The 17,790-nt window shown below is 35.4% G+C and carries 19 protein-coding genes; 5 read left to right on the plus strand and 14 right to left on the minus strand.

Annotated elements, in window-relative coordinates; genetic code table 11:
- Positions 1–3: 3 nt before the first annotated feature.
- From QNH69_RS00155 to cls, 4 genes are all read right to left on the minus strand, one after another.
- Positions 4–1,248 (minus strand): hypothetical protein, encoded by a 1,245-nt coding sequence (locus QNH69_RS00155; RefSeq protein WP_282928634.1) that lies wholly within the window; start codon positions 1,246–1,248, stop codon positions 4–6.
- Entirely contained in the window at positions 1,245–2,111 is an 867-nt protein-coding gene (locus QNH69_RS00160; protein ID WP_282928635.1) for an ATP-binding cassette domain-containing protein, read from the minus strand. The genes QNH69_RS00155 and QNH69_RS00160 overlap by 4 nt, the downstream gene beginning before the upstream one ends.
- A complete protein-coding gene (locus QNH69_RS00165; protein WP_282928636.1) occupies positions 2,108–2,473 on the minus strand; it encodes a GntR family transcriptional regulator in 366 nt (121 codons plus the stop codon). The genes QNH69_RS00160 and QNH69_RS00165 overlap by 4 nt, the downstream gene beginning before the upstream one ends.
- A 112-nt stretch (positions 2,474–2,585) precedes the next feature.
- Positions 2,586–4,178 (minus strand): cardiolipin synthase, encoded by a 1,593-nt coding sequence (gene cls / locus QNH69_RS00170; RefSeq protein ID WP_282928637.1) that lies wholly within the window; start codon positions 4,176–4,178, stop codon positions 2,586–2,588.
- An 83-nt stretch (positions 4,179–4,261) separates the two neighbouring features.
- Here cls and QNH69_RS00175 point away from each other — a divergent pair, with 83 nt between their 5' ends.
- Positions 4,262–5,035, plus strand: a complete 774-nt coding sequence (locus QNH69_RS00175; RefSeq protein ID WP_282928638.1) for a bifunctional hydroxymethylpyrimidine kinase/phosphomethylpyrimidine kinase — start codon at positions 4,262–4,264, stop codon at positions 5,033–5,035.
- Positions 5,028–6,368: an MATE family efflux transporter gene (locus tag QNH69_RS00180; protein ID WP_282928639.1), complete on the plus strand. Its 1,341-nt coding sequence runs from the start codon at positions 5,028–5,030 to the stop codon at positions 6,366–6,368. The genes QNH69_RS00175 and QNH69_RS00180 overlap by 8 nt, the downstream gene beginning before the upstream one ends.
- Positions 6,369–6,440: 72 nt before the next feature.
- Here the strand turns inward: QNH69_RS00180 and QNH69_RS00185 are convergent, their stop codons facing one another.
- From QNH69_RS00185 to dinB, 6 genes are all read right to left on the minus strand, one after another.
- Entirely contained in the window at positions 6,441–7,631 is a 1,191-nt protein-coding gene (locus tag QNH69_RS00185; protein ID WP_282928640.1) for an acetyl-CoA C-acetyltransferase, read from the minus strand.
- A gap of 231 nt (positions 7,632–7,862) precedes the next feature.
- On the minus strand, positions 7,863–9,203 hold the full coding sequence (locus QNH69_RS00190; RefSeq protein ID WP_282928641.1) for an acetyl-CoA hydrolase/transferase C-terminal domain-containing protein: 1,341 nt from the start codon (positions 9,201–9,203) through the stop codon (positions 7,863–7,865).
- 609 nt (positions 9,204–9,812) lie between these two features.
- Complete coding sequence (rlmH, locus tag QNH69_RS00195; protein ID WP_282928642.1) at positions 9,813–10,295, minus strand: 23S rRNA (pseudouridine(1915)-N(3))-methyltransferase RlmH; 483 nt, start codon at positions 10,293–10,295, stop codon at positions 9,813–9,815.
- A gap of 14 nt (positions 10,296–10,309) precedes the next feature.
- A complete protein-coding gene (locus QNH69_RS00200) occupies positions 10,310–10,720 on the minus strand; it encodes an ATP cone domain-containing protein (RefSeq protein ID WP_044567647.1) in 411 nt (136 codons plus the stop codon).
- On the minus strand, positions 10,717–11,148 hold the full coding sequence (locus QNH69_RS00205; protein ID WP_282928643.1) for a DUF2188 domain-containing protein: 432 nt from the start codon (positions 11,146–11,148) through the stop codon (positions 10,717–10,719). The genes QNH69_RS00200 and QNH69_RS00205 overlap by 4 nt, the downstream gene beginning before the upstream one ends.
- 37 nt (positions 11,149–11,185) lie before the next feature.
- Positions 11,186–12,427: a DNA polymerase IV gene (gene dinB / locus QNH69_RS00210; RefSeq protein WP_282928644.1), complete on the minus strand. Its 1,242-nt coding sequence runs from the start codon at positions 12,425–12,427 to the stop codon at positions 11,186–11,188.
- Between the two features lie 136 nt (positions 12,428–12,563).
- Here dinB and QNH69_RS00215 point away from each other — a divergent pair, with 136 nt between their 5' ends.
- Genes QNH69_RS00215 through QNH69_RS00225 form a run of 3 tightly spaced genes read left to right on the plus strand, consistent with a single transcriptional unit; the run spans position 12,564 to position 14,053 of the window.
- Entirely contained in the window at positions 12,564–12,965 is a 402-nt protein-coding gene (locus QNH69_RS00215; protein WP_044567645.1) for a helix-turn-helix domain-containing protein, read from the plus strand.
- Positions 12,966–13,511, plus strand: coding sequence for an ImmA/IrrE family metallo-endopeptidase (locus tag QNH69_RS00220; protein ID WP_044567643.1), 546 nt, complete (start codon positions 12,966–12,968; stop codon positions 13,509–13,511). It abuts the gene before it with no gap.
- Entirely contained in the window at positions 13,511–14,053 is a 543-nt protein-coding gene (locus tag QNH69_RS00225; protein WP_282928645.1) for a class I SAM-dependent methyltransferase, read from the plus strand. The genes QNH69_RS00220 and QNH69_RS00225 overlap by 1 nt, the downstream gene beginning before the upstream one ends.
- A gap of 46 nt (positions 14,054–14,099) precedes the next feature.
- On the opposite strand, the gene QNH69_RS00230 is transcribed toward QNH69_RS00225, so the two are convergent.
- The 4 genes from QNH69_RS00230 to QNH69_RS00245 form a co-directional block, all read right to left on the minus strand.
- Complete coding sequence (locus QNH69_RS00230; RefSeq protein WP_282928646.1) at positions 14,100–15,215, minus strand: transglutaminase domain-containing protein; 1,116 nt, start codon at positions 15,213–15,215, stop codon at positions 14,100–14,102.
- Positions 15,216–15,335: 120 nt separating this feature from the next.
- Entirely contained in the window at positions 15,336–16,097 is a 762-nt protein-coding gene (locus QNH69_RS00235) for a hypothetical protein (protein WP_282928647.1), read from the minus strand.
- A 15-nt stretch (positions 16,098–16,112) separates the two neighbouring features.
- Positions 16,113–16,652 carry a hypothetical protein gene (locus QNH69_RS00240; protein ID WP_282928648.1) on the minus strand — a complete coding sequence of 180 codons (540 nt, stop codon included), beginning with the start codon at positions 16,650–16,652 and terminating at the stop codon, positions 16,113–16,115.
- Between the two features lie 34 nt (positions 16,653–16,686).
- Entirely contained in the window at positions 16,687–17,736 is a 1,050-nt protein-coding gene (locus QNH69_RS00245; RefSeq protein ID WP_282928649.1) for a hypothetical protein, read from the minus strand.
- Positions 17,737–17,790: the final 54 nt, after the last annotated feature.

Below are 17,790 nucleotides of genomic sequence, written 5' to 3' on the forward strand. Positions count from 1 at the left end.
AGTCTAAAATTTAAGTCTTACTTTAAATAGAATATCAAATAGTTTTATACTTATCAAGAGTGCAACTACATATATTATAAGCTCTAGTATCATACTTCCCATACCACTGATTGGAGCTGACCCTATTAAGTATAAAACTGTTGTAAATGATAATATACCCCAAATCTTGGCAATGTATTCAACTGGCTTTGATATTATTAGGTAACCAGATTTTTCTGAAGATGACTTGCTGTTGATTAGATAGGCGAGCAAGGTCCAAAGTCCAGCCACTATTATATAGCCTATTATATTTGGATAATCCATCTTTACGTTGATTAGGGAGAAAAATGGCTTTAATACGCCTGGTAAATTTTCAACAAATTTAGAAAAGCTACTAGATGCACTGCTTGCAAAATCCGGAGCAAAAATCATCAAAAATACATCAACTATATATCTTAGTAATTCTATGGATCCTATGGCAATGATTCCAAGGCCAGCGTGACCTAAAAAGTTTCCTGCAATCATACCTGTAGATACAGTTATAAAACTTGTCGCAAATATTAATAGGATTGATTGTAAGATAGGATCTCCTAATTTTGAAAAATCCATCAAAGGTGCAAAATCTGATGAGCTAATCATTGCTATATTTAAAAGCAAATTGATTAAAAACATAGCTAGGCCAATTATAAATACAACTAGGGCCTTCATCCAAACTTCATCTCTTTTCTTCCATGGAAACATCAAGGTGAAATCATAAAAGGACAATGACTGTTCTAGAGAAGTTATAAGCATAGCTAAGATTGCAACTAGAACTACTATACCAAACGCAGTGTCCTCTATATAATAAGTAAAGATATTAGAAACTTCTAAGTTGGATTCTTTGATATTTTGAAAAGTCCTATAATTTGATTCATATTCCCAAAACTTGGACCCATACTTATTTATGGCCTTATCAGAATAATCATTCCAATCTTCATCAGCAAGATTTTTCATTTCTTCATCTGTAAGGATTCCATATTTTTCGGCATATTTATCAGCTATAGTAGAAGCCTCATCCAAATACTCTTTTGTTATTTTACCATCATTATCGATGCTTATATCCAAATCTTCAGCCATGACATTTACAGAACCCCTTAGATTTTCTGCTTCATTTTTTAGCCTTGCCCTAGATTGTAAACCGTATGTCATAGCAATCATTAAGGATATCAATAATATCCAGATTCCATATCTTTTTACGGTAATCTTAAATAAGTTTTTAAAATCACTCATTTTCTAGCTCCTTCTTCTAGGTAGAAGTAATCTTCCACCTTTACTTCTAGCTTGTCATATTGGACTATCTCAGAATCAGCCAAAAGTTCATCTAAAAATTCGCCCTTAGCATCAATAAGTATGGTATAGACCCTACCAATATTTGATATAATGACCGATTTATTTCTTATATTTTCTGGCAATTTATCCTTTACTACAATTTGCAATTTATTTAGTGATAGATTTTCCTCATCGTGAGTCTTGTTCAATACTCCCTCTTTTGATAGGTAGTATATCTCATCACAAATACCCGATAGGTCAGAAAGCTCGTGGCTTGATGCAAAAACAGCACAACCCTTATCCCTTGCGTCTAGTAAGTATTCGATGATGCGACGTCTATTTAGGATATCCATACCATCTAAGACCTCATCGACCAAGATGACCTTGGCATTTGATGCAAGCACACAGATAAGACCAAGAAGGTTTTTCTCACCCTTTGAAAGGTTTCTTATATTTGCCTTAGGATTATAAGAAAATTTTCCTATCTCCTCATTGAAAAAATCTTTATCAAAGGTCGGATAAAGTATTTCATAGTATTCTGGAAGCTGGTCAATCTTGTAATAATTGAAATAATCGAACCTATCTGGCAAATATGCCAAATTCTCTATAGTCCTAGGATTGATGTCCAAAGACTTGCCATCTATTTTAATTTTGCCTGAATCTTCTTTGTATATACCTGCTATTATCTTAAGTAGAGTAGTTTTCCCGCTACCATTTCTACCAACAAGTCCCGTTATGATTCCCTCTTCTAGACTAAAAGTTACATTGTCCAAAACTTTATTGTCATCAAAGGCCTTATTTACATTGATGGCTTCTACAATCATAAATCTTTACCTGCTCTTTCATATAACTTTATAACATCATCTAGGGTAATGCCTAGATATTTTGCCTCTATAAAATCATCTGTTAATTTCTTGTTCAAATCATCTATTCTATCTAGGAATTTCGCGTCATCAAAGGATATAAATGTACCTATTCCTGCCTGAGTTTCGATAATTCCTTGCCTATCCAACTCTTTAAATGCCTTGGAAACTGTTGCTTGGTTAACTAATAGTTCTCTCGATAGCTCCCTAACTGATGGGAACCTATCGCCATTTCTAAAATATCCCTTTGCAATAGCTAGCTTTGTTTGATCAACTATCTGCATATAAAGAGGTGTATCCAAATTTGCATTTAATTCAAACAATTTGTCCTCCTTTTAGTGTAGGGTATGATGCCATACACCTTATAAATAAATTATAGCATCTTTATGTCATTTGTCAATTTGTCAAAGAAAAAAGAGCACTATAAGTGCTCAATTAAAACAAGGTTGCAAATGGTTTAGCCACATATCCCACTGCCTTAGTTATCAAAGGTCTATTTTTGGCATCTTCTAGGCTTATCGGACTTCCTATAGAGAAAAATACATCAAAGTCTTCTTTGATTTGACCAATAGCAGATGTATCTTTCATCCAAACCCCACACTCAAAGTTTAAGTATAAGGCTCTGTAGTCAAGATTGATGGTGCCGACAAAGGCATTGGAGTCATCAGATAACCACACCTTAGAGTGGCAAAAACCCGGCGTATACTCATATATTCTCACACCATTTGATATCAAATGTACATAGTGACTCTTTGCCAAGGCAAAGGCTATTTTTTTATCCGGTATATGAGGCATACAAATCCTAACATCTACCCCTCTTTTTGTAGCATTTGTGATTGCATTTATTATCTCATCTTCAAGGATTAGGTAAGGTGTCATAAAATATACATAGTCTGTGGCATTGTTTAGCATAGTTAGGATGGAGTTTTTGGCAAAGTACTCATCATCCATTGGACTATCAGAAAATGGTATACATAAACCTGCTCCATCTGGATCAGATTTTCTTGGCAAGTATCTAGCAAAGCTATCCACTTCGTCAGGAGAATCCGACCACATTTGTAGAAACATCAAAGTGAGAGATTCTACTGCAGCTCCCTTTAGTCTTAGGCCACAATCTTTCCAATGGCCAAACCTTTCATAGACATTTATATACTCATCAGCCAAGTTTATCCCACCAGTAAAGGCGTATTCGTTATCTATAACAAATATTTTTCTATGGTCTCTATTGTTGTAGTAGGTTGATACTATTGGAATCATTGGTGAAAATACCTTGCATTTTATCCCAAGTGAATTCATCTCTTCAACAAAGTTAGACTTAACCCTTACTAAAGAATTGGTTCCATCAAATAAGAGCCTAACTTCTACTCCCTCTTCGACTTTTTTAACCAGTTCTTCAAGGATTGTCCCCCACATATATCCATAAGAAATTATAAATATCTCTATAAATATAAAGTCTCTAGCTCCTCTGATAGCTGTTAAGATATCAGCAAAGACATCCTCACCTACTGGATAATATTTTGTGGATGTCTTATCATAGGTCACAAAACCACCCAAATCATAAAAATAGTTTTGGTAGTTGTACAATTCCTTGTCATTTTCTTTTAGGTCATATACCAAAGATAAATCTCTGTTATAAAGTTTCCTAGAAACTCTTTCCATATCTAAGACTCTCTTTTGCTCTTTCCTATAGCCGATGCTAAGGTGGTCAAGCAAGAATACAGCTGTAGAGAAACTTGGAAAGATTGCAATAAGCATAAACCAAGATATTTTATAAGAAGGGTTTATGGAATCCATATTTAGAATTATAAGCATTATAGCCATTCTTAGTACCGTATCTCCTCCTATCAATAAAGATACGTCGATATTTATGTAATGGTAGAGGTATACCATAAATCCTATTTGAAGAAGTATCAACAAAATAAATACACCTGCTCTGCTAAATACTAAAGAAAGCAAGGATTTTTTTGTTTTCTTTACATACTTATTCTCATTTATTTTTTCCATTATCTTTACATATTCATTATTCATAATAATATTATAGCAAATTTCACCCTTTAAGTAAAAGAAAAAAATAGGATAATGAATACTATAGAATAAGGAGTTGGAAAATAATGAGTCAAATATTACTTATAAATGATTTCGTATCAAGGGGCAAGATTGCTGGCAATATGGTTGATCCTGTTCTATCCCATGCTGGCCATGATGTTTACTTCCTGCCAACCGCTCTGATTTCCCACAACTTTTCTCTGGGCAATGTAGCAACACTTGATACAAATAAATACATAAAAGATTGTCTAAATGTATGGAAGAAGTTAGATTTTAACTTTGACCTTGTTTTTATTGGATATATAGAAAACATAGAGCAAAAAAATATCATAGTTGATTATCTAAAAACTCTAGCTGACCAAGTTTTAGTAATAATGGACCCTATTATGGGTGATGATGGGTCCCTTTATCCAGGGCTTGATGATGAGAAAATACAAATATATAAAGAAATCCTAACATATGCTGATATTATCATCCCAAATCATACCGAGGCAAGCCTCTTAGACTTGGATAATTTTGATGACTTGCTAGAACATAACAAGAAATATGTCATAACAAGTGTAGAAGAAGATGAGAAATCCTACACTTTAGGAATTTCAGATAAACTTCATAGAGTTTTTTATGAAAAATTAGATGCAAAATACGCTGGAACAGGAGATCTTTTTGATGCCTTGTTTATAAACAATTATCTAGAAACTTGCGATTTCAATTTGTCAATTGAAAAAACAGTTGAAGATATGAGCAAGATACTTAGGATGCAAAAAGAGGAATTTGAAGATAATATTTCAATAGCCATTGAAGCAATCCTGCCAAAGATTGAGGGAGGCTACAATGCTTGAAAAAAAATATTACCGCAGGGCCCTATCCATAGCTTGGCCAGCAGTATTTGAATCATTTTTTATAGCGCTAGCAGGTATCATAGATACCTTTATGATTTCTGCTCTTGGACCTTCAGCTGTAGCTTCTATAGGTCTTACAACCCAGCCAAAGTTCTTGGCTCTTACTGTATTTTTTGCAATCACTAGTGCAGTATCAGCCCTAGTTGCTAGGCGTCAGGGTGAGGGAAATAGGGAAAAAGCCAACCAAACCTTGGTTACTTCTCTACTCATTTCTATGATCTTTGTAGTCATAGTGACAGTTGTTATGGTAGCTTTCGCTGATCCTATCTTAAAATTTGCAGGTTCTACTGAAGAAACCCACGAAATGGCCAAGGAGTATTTTGTCATAATAATCCTTGGAACAGTTTTTAATGCCATATGCTGGTGTATAAACTCAGCCCACAGAGGTGCTGGAAACACACAAGTTGCCTTTGTAACAAACCTTGTTGCATCAGTAGTAAATATTATCTTTAACTTCCTACTAATCCAAGGAAAGCTAGGTTTTCCTGCTTTAGGAACAAAGGGAGCTGCTATTGCAACAGTCTTAGGTACCGTTGTAGAAATGATTATGTGCTTTTATTCCCTAAGCAAGCGCAACTCATACCTAAGTTTTAGAGAAATGAAAAAAGTTCCTATGAAAATTGATAAGACAATTTCTAAGGAAATCTCTAGACTCGGGGTTAATATTTTTATTGAAATTATGTCAATGAGAATTGGATTTTTCGTTACAGCTCTTACAGCAGCAAGGCTAGGAACAGAAAGCTTCGCTCTCCACAATGTCGGTATGAATTTACTAAGCTTATCTTTCTCCTTTGGAGATGGGATGAGTGTTGCTGTTATCACCCTCACAGGTAACTCCCTTGGGGCTGGCAACAAAGATGAGGCCATAGTCTACGGCAGGGCCTGCCAGCAAATAGGTCTTATAATGAGTTTGACCATATCCGCCATATTCTTTATATTTGGTAGATCGATATTTGGACTATTTTTTGCCGACCAAGCCTTGGCCGACCAAAGCCTTATCATTATAAAATACCTTGGATTCATAGTTATAATGCAAGTACTCCAAGTTATCTTTGGTGGTTCACTAAGGTCAGCAGGAGATGTAAAATACACCCTGGCAGTAGCTATTGTATCTGTATCCATAATCAGAACTGCAGTAACATTGATTACTGTAAATATGTTAAAGCTAGGCTTAGACGGAATCTGGATAGGTATTTTGTCAGACCAAACCAGTAGATTTATCGGTCTAAGACATAGGTTTAAACAAGGAAAATGGGTAGACCTAAAAATCTAGAATTTAAAAAATGACCCAGCTTAGGGAAGGCAAAATATTGCTTTCCCTAGCAAGGGTCATTTTTATTTGCTATTAATCTTCCATTCTAATTAGAACTGCATCACCTTGAGCTCCACCAGAGCATATTGCTGCAACTCCTAATTTAGCATTTCTTTGCTTCATAGCGCTTACTAATTGCATGATAATTCTACCACCTGTAGCTCCTATTGGGTGACCAAAGGCAATAGCTCCACCATTTACATTTAGTTTTTCATCTGGTATTGCAACGATTTGTTGAGTTCTGTTTACAACCGCTGCAAAGGCTTCGTTTACTTCAAATACATCAATATCATCTACAGTAAGGTCATTAGCTTCTAGAAGCTTTTTGATTGATTCTCCTGGTACATCTACTATATATGGTGAATCTTTTGATACCCAAGCTGTATCTACAATTGTTGCAAGAGGTTTGATTCCAAGTTCTTCTGCCTTGGCTCTGCTTGCTATAACTAGGGCTGATGCACCATCATTTGTTGCTGGAGCATTACCAGCTGTTACTGTGTTTTCTTTGAAAAATAAGCCAGATAGTTTTGCTAGAGTTTCTTCTGTTACACCTTTTCTAGGTTGTTCATCCTTGTCAACTATGATTGGATCGCCTTTTCTTTGTGGAACTTCAACTGGAACTATATCTTCATCTAGACGACCAGCTTCCATAGCTTCCTCAGCTCTTTGTTGGCTTATTGCAGCCCATCTATCTTGTTCTTGTCTGCTTATCTTGTACTCAGCTGCTGTTTTACCTGCAGAAGATCCCATGTGTTGGTCATACCAAGGGTCCCAAAGTCCATCTGTTACCATGAGGTCCTTAAATTCTGCATTAAACATTCTATGACCCCATCTCATATCTTTACTTGCAAATGGTGCATTGGACATCGATTCCATACCACCCGCAATTGCAAGGTCGATATTGCCAGCACGAATCATCATATCAGCAAGTGTTACTGCTGTAAAACTTGATGCACAAACCTTATTGATTGTTTGTGAAGGTACAGACCAATCAATGCCTGCAGCTCTTGTAGCTTGACGGGATGGTATTTGTCCCTCACCAGCTTGCAAAACATTTCCCATAAGCACATAGTCTATATCGCTATCCTTGATACCAGCCTTATCAATGGCTCCACGGATTGCAATACCACCAAGTTCTGTAGCTTCTAGTGGCCTTAATGCTCCTCCAAATTTACCAAATGGAGTTCTCGCATAGGCAAGTATAACACTTTCTCTTTTTTCCATAATTCTTAAGCCTTCCTTATATTTTAAAATTTTTATACAATTAATTAACTAGACAGTTACACTATATTACTAAAATAGTTTTTTGCAAACATTTTCACTTAATAATGAATATTCATAAAATTATGGTGACCTTGTTTATTATCTAACATTATTTAAAGATAAAATAACAATATAAATTCATATAAAAATAGCGAAGTGCATCATATACACTCCGCCATTCGTTAGTTTATTTTATTTATTTGAAAGTCTCCAAATACCTAGTTTTTCAGCTTCTTTTATTAGTTCATCTCTATTATCTGGATGAGCTAGTTCTATTAGAGCTTCTGCTGCTTGCCATGTTGATAGGCCTTTGAAATTTTTGATACCTTGTTCTGTAGCTATATAGTGAGTATTGCTTCTAACTGCAGTTGCTTGGGTACCTGGCTTAAATGTAGGAACGATATTTGAAATTCTCTTGCCTTCTTTGTCAACTCTAGAAGATTTAAGGGCAACTATTGAACGACCACCCTTAGATCTATAAGCACCTAGGATAAAGTCAAGAGCTCCACCTGCTCCAGAAATATGTCTTGTTCCAACTGTTTCAGAAGAAATTTGTCCCCATAAATCTACTTCCATAGCAGTATTTATAGATACAAAGTTATCTAAGGATGCTATGGCATCTATATCGTTGGCATAATCTACAGGAACTGCCATAAGTTCTTCGTTGCCATCTATATAGTCATAAAGTTCTTGGCTGCCTGCTGCAAAAGCATACGTTTGGCGTCCTATATCGTGATTTTTCTTTCTACCTGTAATTTTGCCAGCCATTGCCATATCTACAAAGGAATCCACATACATCTCAGTATGAACACCTAGGTCTTTTAGGTCTGATTTAGCAATTTCTGAACCTATAGCATTTGGAAGTCCACCTATACCAATTTGTAGGCAGTCGCCATCTCTTAGAAGTCCCACAACGTGTTCAGCAACTTGTAGTTCTTCTTCACCAAATTTTGCCTTACCAAGGGTTAGCATATCACTATTTGCTTCGTAAACATAATCAACATCTTTAATATTGATATAGTTTTGATATCCACCTAGAGCAACTGGAACATTTTCATTTACTTCAAGTATTATTTTGTCAGCCATTTCAAAAGTAGCCATTGTGTGACTTGCAGATAGGCCAAAGTTGAAGTTACCGTGTTTATCCATTGGTGCAACTTGGGTTACAGCGACATTTAGTCTTCCAGCATTTTCCCTTACATATCTTGGAAGTTCACTGTATTTGATAGGAATGAAGAAAGCGCCATATTTGTTATTGTTTATTAGACTTCTTTCAGTTCCTGATGAGTGCCAAGAATGGTAGATGAAGTGCTCACCTGTTTGGTCGGCCTCACCTATAGCAAGTTTGTAAGGAACAACCCCGCCTTTTATCTTGACATCGTGAAGTTCATCCACTCTCTTTGCCAAAGCTTCATCAAAAGCCTTTGCTGTTAGAGCGCACCAACCTATATCTACCCAGTCGCCATCTTTAACCATTCCAGCAGCTTTATCTGCTGTAATTAGCTTCTCTTCATACATTTTTTTATAGTCCATAATACTTCTCCTCAATTTAAAATCGTTTTCTTATATTTAAATTATATCAAATTGATATTAAATATCAACAAAATACAATTTCTAACAAAGTTTTATATAGAAATAGATACTTTGGCCAGCAAGTGTAAAAACTTTTCATATCTTATTTTCACTTGTTGTGGCCTAATAGAAAATAAAGTGACTTGTTCGTTCTCTACTTATTACTTCATATCAGATATGACAGGTTATAAATCGGCCACCCTAGATGATCGATCGTCCTCTCGAAAACCCTCTTGGGCTTGCACGAAAATCGTAGCTACGCTACTTACCGTGCTTTCGCACTATTTTTCGGCATAAACGTCCGTTTATAGGACATTTATGTGCTTAGTTCTCTAGATTCATTGACAAGATAAAAGCTTATCAATTCATCTCAGAGATGGCCGATTATAAATCGGCCACCCTAAATGCTGTCCTCTCTAAAACCCTCTCGGGGTTTTCTCGCTTAGTTTTTCGGACTCAAAACTAGCCCGTCCGGCTCGGGGAGGACCTACGCTTCTACGTTCGTCTCGAAAATGAAAAATGGTCCAGGAGCTCGGACAAAAATTGCAGTTTCCACCCAAGATGCTGGGACTATTTATGGTACGGATGTCCATTTATTATCCTGTAGGCTCTGTATATTTGTTCTGTTAGTATTACTCTCATTAGTTGGTGGGGGTAGGTCATTTTTCCGAAGGATAGTTTTTTGTTGGATCTTTGGCTTACTTCTTTTGCTAGGCCGTTTGAGCCTCCTATTACGAATACTAGGTTTCTGCCGAAGCCTTCGGCCATTTCGTCTTCTATGAATTTGGCAAATTCTATGCTGTCCATTTGTTTGCCTAGGATTTCTAGGCTTACTACATAGTCTTCTTTGCTTATTTTGCCAAGTATTCTCTCTCCTTCTTTTTCCTTTACTTGCTCTAGTTCTTTTTCTGATAGATTTTCTGCTGCCATTTCGTCTGCTACTTCTATTATCTCTACCTTGTTGTAAGTTTGCATTCTTTTTAAGTATTCGTCTATGGCATCTTTGTAAAATTTTTCTTTAATTTTTCCTACTGCTATAATTTTTATATCCATTTTTGCCCTTAGTTCTAGTTGTATTGATTTTGTACGTAGTGGACATAAGAATCATAAATTTGACTGTAGCCTTCATTTACTAAGGCATTTTTGACATATTCTTTGATTTCATCTGTTCTAAATACTTTTCTATTTCTTTCTTTCATGCTTTTTTCAACATCTTTTATCAATATTTCAATGTCTGATGTGTTTAGTTGTTGCTTATTTTCATCTGCAGCATTTTTTATGGACCTTATTAGCTTATCAAATGAGTATTCTTCTATGTTGCCACTTCTTTTGATTACAAAAGTCTTATCACTTGTTGAATTGTCTAGGTAGTTCTTTATTGCATCAATTTTTAGCTTGTCCATCTCTTCTGCTAATTGATCTATGTTGTAGTTTTTGTCTTTTAGGTATTCGTTTACAATATTACTTAATTCGCTCATTTTGATCCTTCCTTTGTCTTTGTTATTACTTTGCTTTGGCGATTTTCTGCTATTTCTTCTGCTCGTTTTTTGGCTGTTTGCTTTTTATCGTAATAGCCTTCTACTTGGTCTGCTCCCTTTGATTTTACTTGCCACTTTTCCTTATCGTGGTTGTAGGAAACTTCTACATCGGAATCTTGGAGCCTTGCTCCGCTTTTGCCTTCAGATTTCTTGTGATCTTTCAAATCTTTTTTGCGTATTTGCTCTTTTTCAGCCTTGCTGGCATCACGTGCCCAGTCTTTGGCTTGGGCTATGGCTATGGCTATAGCATTGTCTTCATCGTAGCCGTCTTCTAGCATAGCATTGGCAATGTCTATTGCCTTATCTCTTACTATCTTGTCCAAGTTTTTCATCGAGTTTGGATAATTTCTTCTATCAAATACCATCATCTCACCTCTTTTGTTTGCTTTATATATTTCTACCCATTTACATATTATAATGCCTACTTGGTAGGGTTACTATTTCTGTCATATCACTTGGAAGCCCTATATCTTTCTTGAGGGCTGCAAAGGTTATGGAGTTTTTGCCGTATTTTTTTCTAATCTTATACAAGCAAGTGTCAACATCTTCACTTTTTTGAAACTTCTCATGGTTTAAAAAAACATCCATTTGGCTGCCTCCCCCTTGGCCTCTAAGGTTGATGGCACGAATACCCACTGCCCTGACCGGAAAGGCCCAACGGTATTTTTCTTTGAAAATTTCCATGGCTTCTCTTACTAAAATTATTGACGATTGGCTTGCCATATTTATTTTTTTTGAAAAATTGAAACTTTGAAGCTCGCTGTTTCTTACAAATACTTCCACTCCCATGGCCTCAAGCTCTGCCTCTCTAAGCCTTCTTGATACAGAAAAGGAAAGTTCTTGGAGGACGTTGAAAACTTCCTCATCACTATTTAAATCTCTCCTTGTTGTAGAACTATTGCCTATGGATTTGATGGCTTCTTTGTGGTCACGGTCTACAACTGGCCTTATGTCCATACCATTGCAATACTGCCAGAGATAAACACCATTTACACCAAGCAAATTTTTCATAAGTTTAATCGGCGTCTGGCTAATATCACCCAGAGTAAAGATGCCAATCTTATTTAATTTTCTCTCTGTGGCAGGACCTATACCTACCAAGTCACGAACAGGAAGTGGCCATACTTTTTCTTTGAAATTTTCCTCGCTTATTACAGTAGTGGCGTCAGGCTTTTTCATATCACTTCCTAGCTTTGCAAAAATTTTACAAAAACTTACCCCAACACTTACACTTATGCCTATTTCTTCTTTCATTCTCTTTCTAATCTCTTCTGCTATCTCTTCTCCAGATCCAAATAGGTGGACAGATCCTGTCACATCCAAATAGCACTCATCAAGGCCAAAGGGCTCTACCTGGTTGGTGTACTCGTAGTAAAGGGCTCTAGCCATCTTTGAGTGTCTCAAGTACTCTTCATAATGGGGTGGAACTATGGTAAGATCTGGACACTTGCTCATAGCCTGCCAAATAGGCTCTCCTGTCTTTACTCCCATCTTTTTTGCCTTCTCGCTTTTGGCAAGTATTATCCCATGGCGATTTGCTGGATTTCCTGCTACAGCCATTGGAATTCCCTTAAGTTCTGGATTTAACTTTGCTTCTATGGATGCATAGCAAGCGTTCATATCTGAATGTAAAATTACTCTATTCATTAAAAACTCCTATTGATATTCTTAGACTTTGAATGTATAATATAGACAACAAACGACTTTTGAGACTATTGTAAGACATTTAGAGTCTTATGTCAACAGGAAATTTTTAGTCATTAAACGACCATAAGGAGAAACAATGCCATTTGCAAAAAAATTAAAAGAATTAAGAGAAAGCAAAAATATGACCCAGGAAGAATTGGCGAATTATTGCCAGGTCTCCCTCAAAACTATATCAAGATACGAATCTGGCCAAAGCAAGCCAAGATATAGGAAGACTTACGATGCCCTAGCAGAAGCCTTGGATACTACCCACGATTATTTGGTGACAGATGAGGAAGACTTCATCCTATCAGCCAGAGAACGCTATGGCAGTGTTGGAGCAAAAGATGCTGAGGAAATGGTAAGGGGAGTAATAGGTCTTATGGCAGGTGGCGAAGTCCCGGAAAAGGACAAAAAGGCAATACTAGATGCCATAAGCGAAGCCTACTATATAGCCAAGACAGAAAACAAAAAATATTCACCAAACAAGGGAAAATAAATGCCTGTATCATATGATAAAATTTATTTGGATACAAAAAACTTAATAAAAAAACACAAAAGTCGAGATCCCAAAGAAATCCTAGAAGATCGCGGAGTATTTCTCTTGCCTTTTTCTACCAGGACAAAGCTTTTGGGTATGTATAAGATCATCAAAAGAAACCGCTTTGTTTTCTACAATCCCTATGTAGGAGATCCAATCATAAATATGGTTTTGGCCCACGAGCTAGGCCACGACTTCTACCACAGGGATGAAGTCAAAGATGGCCTTGCAGAATATCAACTTTTTGATATAAAGACTGATATGGAGATAGAAGCAAATATCTTTGCAGCACATCTCTTGATAAATGAAGATTCCCTCATAGATGATATAAAACAAGGCTACACCTACAATGAATTGGCAAGTCTTTACGATGTAAACGTAAATCTCATGATTTTTAAGCTCAATGAAATGCATAGGATGGGTATGCCTATAGTTAAAAATGAAGCAGACTCAAAGTTTTTTACTCAAATTGATGGCAACAATGAAAATTTTGGTAATTACTAATGATTGAAAAAACCACAGAACTTGTAAAAGAAATTATAAAAAGAGAAAAAAATATCAATATTGCTGTAGATATGACAGCTGGCAATGGTTACGATAGTAAGTTTATTTTGGAAAATCTTAATCCAAAAACCCTCTATGCCTTTGATATCCAAAAAGAAGCCAAGGAAAATACAGAATATCTCATAGGAAATAGAGATGATTTTAAATTTATCCTAGATAGCCATGCAAATATTGATAAATACATAAGAGAAGAGATTGATTTGGCTGTCTATAACCTAGGTTACCTGCCAAGAGGAGATAAAAATATCACCACAAAAGAAGATTCTACCCTAGAGAGCTTAGAAAAGGTACTAAATTTACTGGCCAAAAATGGCAAGGTCCTCATTACGGTATACCCAGGACATGAGGAGGGTTTCTTGGAAAGTCAAAGCCTAGAAAAATATTTAGGAAATTTAGATCAAAAAGATTTTGTAGTCCTTGAATTCTCCTACAAAAACCAAAAAAATATGCCCCCATATGTATACATGGTAGGCAAAAAATAAGCATAGAAAAAGGTTAGCTACATATTTTGTAGACTAACCTTATTTTTTAGTCATTTACAACCCTATACTTACCGTCAATCTCTCTAATAACAGATTTCTTAAGTCCAGTATTTATAGTCGAATTTCCCTTTGGTCTATTGATATCTTCGTCTATACTTCTTGAAGCTTCCATTTCTCTATCGCTTTTTAGGAAGTAATCATATATTACAAAATCTTCTATATTTTCAACATAGCCATCAGAGAATGTTATGGTTGGATCATCCCATGTTGTATCTATGTTAAACCAATATCCATCAATCTTGACCATATTCCAAATATGAGCTTCTCCAGTTTTCTTAGAAAAACCAGTCGCATAGCGGACGTCAAGTCCTGCCTTGGTTCCTAGTTTGTCAAATAAAGTCGCATAGGCATTGCAAACGCCACCATTGCCAAATAAGATACTTGATGGATGGTGGATGGAATATCCTCCGCTCATATCATTACTATCTCCCCTATTGTAAAAGTTCCTTTTTACAATAAAATCGTGGATTTTGAGAGCTTTTTGATAGTCGCTGTCACTTGAGCTGATATTTTCGCTGACCCATTGGTTGGCAAAATCTTCGACCATTTTCTCTGATTCATTGCCTTCCCTGTAGATTACAGAATATGTTGCTGAGTCTACATAAACCTTGCCAGCCTTGGACTTGTTTGGATTGTACTTGGTGGACACATTTGCCTTGTCATACATACTATAGTAAAAATACCGGTCTTCTTTGGCAGTTTCCAAGAACCAGTCTGTTAATTGTTTATTATTTGAGTAAGAGTTGACATTTACGACAAATTTTTCATTTCTCTTGTCAAGATTTGCCTTGATTTGATTCTTTACCCTTATATTTGTATTGTCCTTTGGTCCGTACTTGCTCTTAAATTCGTATACTTCTTTTAAGATTTCTTCGGATTCGGCTAGTAGTCTTTGTATCTTGACCCTTGTTTGTCCAGAAACAGTACGCGGGAAATTTTTGAGCAGATATTTCGCTGCCGCAACTTGATATTCTAATGGTGAAGGATCTAGATTTTCTGCTAGTTCTTCATTTGATATAGCATAGGCATGATTTATATTCATTGAACACCAGCCAAAAGTCATGGCCAGGGATAGGGATAAAGTTAAAAGCTTTCTTTTCATATACTTCCTCACTAAATTGTTAATTTTACATCATTATATTAAGTATACAATTTTTGTAAGATTTATAAAGGCTTATAAATAAAAAATCCCCTTAAAAGGGGACTTTTCACGCTAAATTAATTATTTTTTAAGCTCGCTTAGAACAATTTCAGATTCTTTGATAAGTTCTTTAGATTCTTTAATCATTGTTTTTAATTTTTCAGCTACATTTTTCACTGTTTTAGGATAATTTTTTAGTAAGTTTTCTGCAACTTGGATTTGCATTTTATTTTTTTCAATTGAGTTTTCTAGGTCAATGATACGAGCTTTTCTGTTGCTTTCTTTTACAAAAGTATCAGCTGCATTTTTAAGATTTACGCTAGCTTCCTTTATCTCAGCATCTGTTGCGTCATCATTATTATAAACATTTAATGCCTTTGCATAAGCCTTACTTAGATTATCATATTCTTTTTGGTTGTATTCGCCTACATCAGACTTATAAATAAGGTCTTTAGCTGGGTACATTTGAAGTTTTAGGCTAACTCTTAGTTTTCCTGTTTCTTCTAGTGGATTTGTGGTGTCTTCTATTTGATTTCTAGCTTCAAATACTTCTTGAGCTGCTGCCTTAAATTGTTCTTCTGTTGTAGACTCATTTTCTAATAATTCTTTTGCATAACCAATGCTTACTCTGTATACGGTTTTTTCACCATCATTAGCATTTTTGTAGGCATCACTTTCTCTGAAAGTACTATCTTCTCTTACAAATCTGCTTAATGTGTTTTTATAAGTAAGTTCTCCCTGTGATGCATAGCTTACATTGTCTAAAGAATTGCTAGTAATAGGTCCTAGAAAAGAAAATGATACAGCTAATGCTATAGGCAACACTTTTTTAATATTTTTCATTTTATTCTCCTTTTATTATAAAGTTTTTAATAAGGCTTGTGCTTCTTTTACAATGGCATTTGATTCTTCGATCATCTTTAAAAGTTTTGGTCTAACTCTTTGTACTGTCTTTGGATAATTTTTTAGAAGTGAGTTTACTACTTGTACTTGTAATTGGTTATCACTTATTGCTTTTTCCAAATCTCTTTTTACTTTGATTTTTTGGGCTATACCTTCTGCTTCCTTGTAGATTGCATTTACTGCATCATTTATCCTCTTTGTCGCTAGCCTTAGATCCTCATATGTGGCATCTTGGCGTGATAGTTGAAGTTCTCCATCAGAGATGGCAGCTTCGTATTCACTTTTTAGCCCTTGGCTGGCATAGGAAAAGTAAACTTCAGAATTTACAATCTTTACAGAAGCATCTACAGCTTTTTGTAGTTCTGCTCTTTGGTTTTCTATAGTATTTACATTTTCTTCAGCAGCATAGGATACGCTGCTTTCATTAAAGCTTGTGGCAGCTGGTACTAAGATAAGTGCCAAGGCCAAGCTTAGTATTTTGTTTTTTAATTTCATATTAAACTCCTATCTTAAGTATAGTCTTAGGATATTAGCCTTGAACATTTTCAACTTCATCAAGGAATTGTTGGGTTTCTTTTACCAAAGCATCAGATTCTTTTAGTAATTGTTCTAATTTAGGTTTTACACTTTGGATTGTCTTTGGTTTTGTTTCTAGTAGGTAGCGTAGAGCTTGTGCTTGAATCTTGTGTTCTACTAGAGAATTCCTAAGTTCAACTACTAAAGCCTTTAGCTCCTTATCTTTTTCGCTATCAACTTTAACTAGTGAATCCTTGGCAGCTTTTAGAGCGTCAAGACTTGTTTGATATTGTTCTTTTGTAGAATTTGTAGAATTTGCTGTAGTTTGAGCTGCAACTAAAGCTTTTTTAAATACTAGGTAAGATTTTTCAGTATATGAAGCCTTATCAACATTGCCAGCTTCTTTAATTTCTTCTTTGAGAGCTTCTTTTACTTTGCTAGTACTTTCTACTTCCTCTATAGAAGTACGAGCATCTTTTAATGATTTTAGTGCTTGCTCATATTCTGTTGTTGAAATATTTTCAAACATACTTAAAGCAGTTTTTGCCATTGAAATAGCTTTTTCATAAGCATTTTGTTGGCTTAAGCTAGCATTCTTGTAGGCATCACTTGCTTTGAAACTAGCATTTTCATAGAATAAATCTCTAAGTTCCTTAGTATTTACTTCTGTTCCGGTCAAATTATCATAATTATCTAAAACTTCTGACAATTTAGAATTAATTGTATTAGTTGCTGTATTAAATTCATTGTCAAAAACATAGGATTTAGTATTATCTGGGCTATATTTTTCTATAGTTTTTTCTAGATCGGCAAGACTTCCATCAAATATATATTTCTTATCCTTATCTGCTTCATTGATGTATTTAACTGATTTTTTTACTTCTTTTAGTTCAGCTAATCTTGCAAGAGCATCTTTATAAGTTTTCTCATATTTATCTTTGGCTGTCATTGCACTTGTTTGACTTGCATTTGTATCAGCCGCAAATGAAGTTTTTACACTTGGTGTGACTACTGACAATGCAAGTGCTAAAGCAAGTGCAGGTTTTAATAATTTATTTTTCATATTCTTCTCCTTTTTAATTAAGAGCTTCTTATAATTTGCTAGCATTATACCTTT

The organism is Anaerococcus sp. Marseille-Q7828, assembly GCF_949769285.1.
In the GTDB taxonomy this organism is placed as follows: domain Bacteria; phylum Bacillota; class Clostridia; order Tissierellales; family Peptoniphilaceae; genus Anaerococcus.

Coding starts and splice junctions, on each gene's coding strand:
- QNH69_RS00155 (WP_282928634.1), bottom strand. CDS start 1,248: ATGAGTGATTTTAAAAACTTATTTAAGATTACCGTAAAAAGATATGGA.
- QNH69_RS00160 (WP_282928635.1), bottom strand. CDS start 2,111: ATGATTGTAGAAGCCATCAATGTAAATAAGGCCTTTGATGACAATAAA.
- cls (WP_282928637.1), bottom strand. CDS start 4,178: ATGAATAATGAATATGTAAAGATAATGGAAAAAATAAATGAGAATAAG.
- QNH69_RS00175 (WP_282928638.1), top strand. CDS start 4,262: ATGAGTCAAATATTACTTATAAATGATTTCGTATCAAGGGGCAAGATT.
- QNH69_RS00180 (WP_282928639.1), top strand. CDS start 5,028: ATGCTTGAAAAAAAATATTACCGCAGGGCCCTATCCATAGCTTGGCCA.
- QNH69_RS00185 (WP_282928640.1), bottom strand. CDS start 7,631: ATGGAAAAAAGAGAAAGTGTTATACTTGCCTATGCGAGAACTCCATTT.
- QNH69_RS00190 (WP_282928641.1), bottom strand. CDS start 9,203: ATGGACTATAAAAAAATGTATGAAGAGAAGCTAATTACAGCAGATAAA.
- rlmH (WP_282928642.1), bottom strand. CDS start 10,295: ATGGATATAAAAATTATAGCAGTAGGAAAAATTAAAGAAAAATTTTAC.
- QNH69_RS00200 (WP_044567647.1), bottom strand. CDS start 10,720: ATGAGCGAATTAAGTAATATTGTAAACGAATACCTAAAAGACAAAAAC.
- QNH69_RS00205 (WP_282928643.1), bottom strand. CDS start 11,148: ATGATGGTATTTGATAGAAGAAATTATCCAAACTCGATGAAAAACTTG.
- dinB (WP_282928644.1), bottom strand. CDS start 12,427: ATGAATAGAGTAATTTTACATTCAGATATGAACGCTTGCTATGCATCC.
- QNH69_RS00215 (WP_044567645.1), top strand. CDS start 12,564: ATGCCATTTGCAAAAAAATTAAAAGAATTAAGAGAAAGCAAAAATATG.
- QNH69_RS00220 (WP_044567643.1), top strand. CDS start 12,966: ATGCCTGTATCATATGATAAAATTTATTTGGATACAAAAAACTTAATA.
- QNH69_RS00225 (WP_282928645.1), top strand. CDS start 13,511: ATGATTGAAAAAACCACAGAACTTGTAAAAGAAATTATAAAAAGAGAA.
- QNH69_RS00230 (WP_282928646.1), bottom strand. CDS start 15,215: ATGAAAAGAAAGCTTTTAACTTTATCCCTATCCCTGGCCATGACTTTT.
- QNH69_RS00235 (WP_282928647.1), bottom strand. CDS start 16,097: ATGAAAAATATTAAAAAAGTGTTGCCTATAGCATTAGCTGTATCATTT.
- QNH69_RS00240 (WP_282928648.1), bottom strand. CDS start 16,652: ATGAAATTAAAAAACAAAATACTAAGCTTGGCCTTGGCACTTATCTTA.
- QNH69_RS00245 (WP_282928649.1), bottom strand. CDS start 17,736: ATGAAAAATAAATTATTAAAACCTGCACTTGCTTTAGCACTTGCATTG.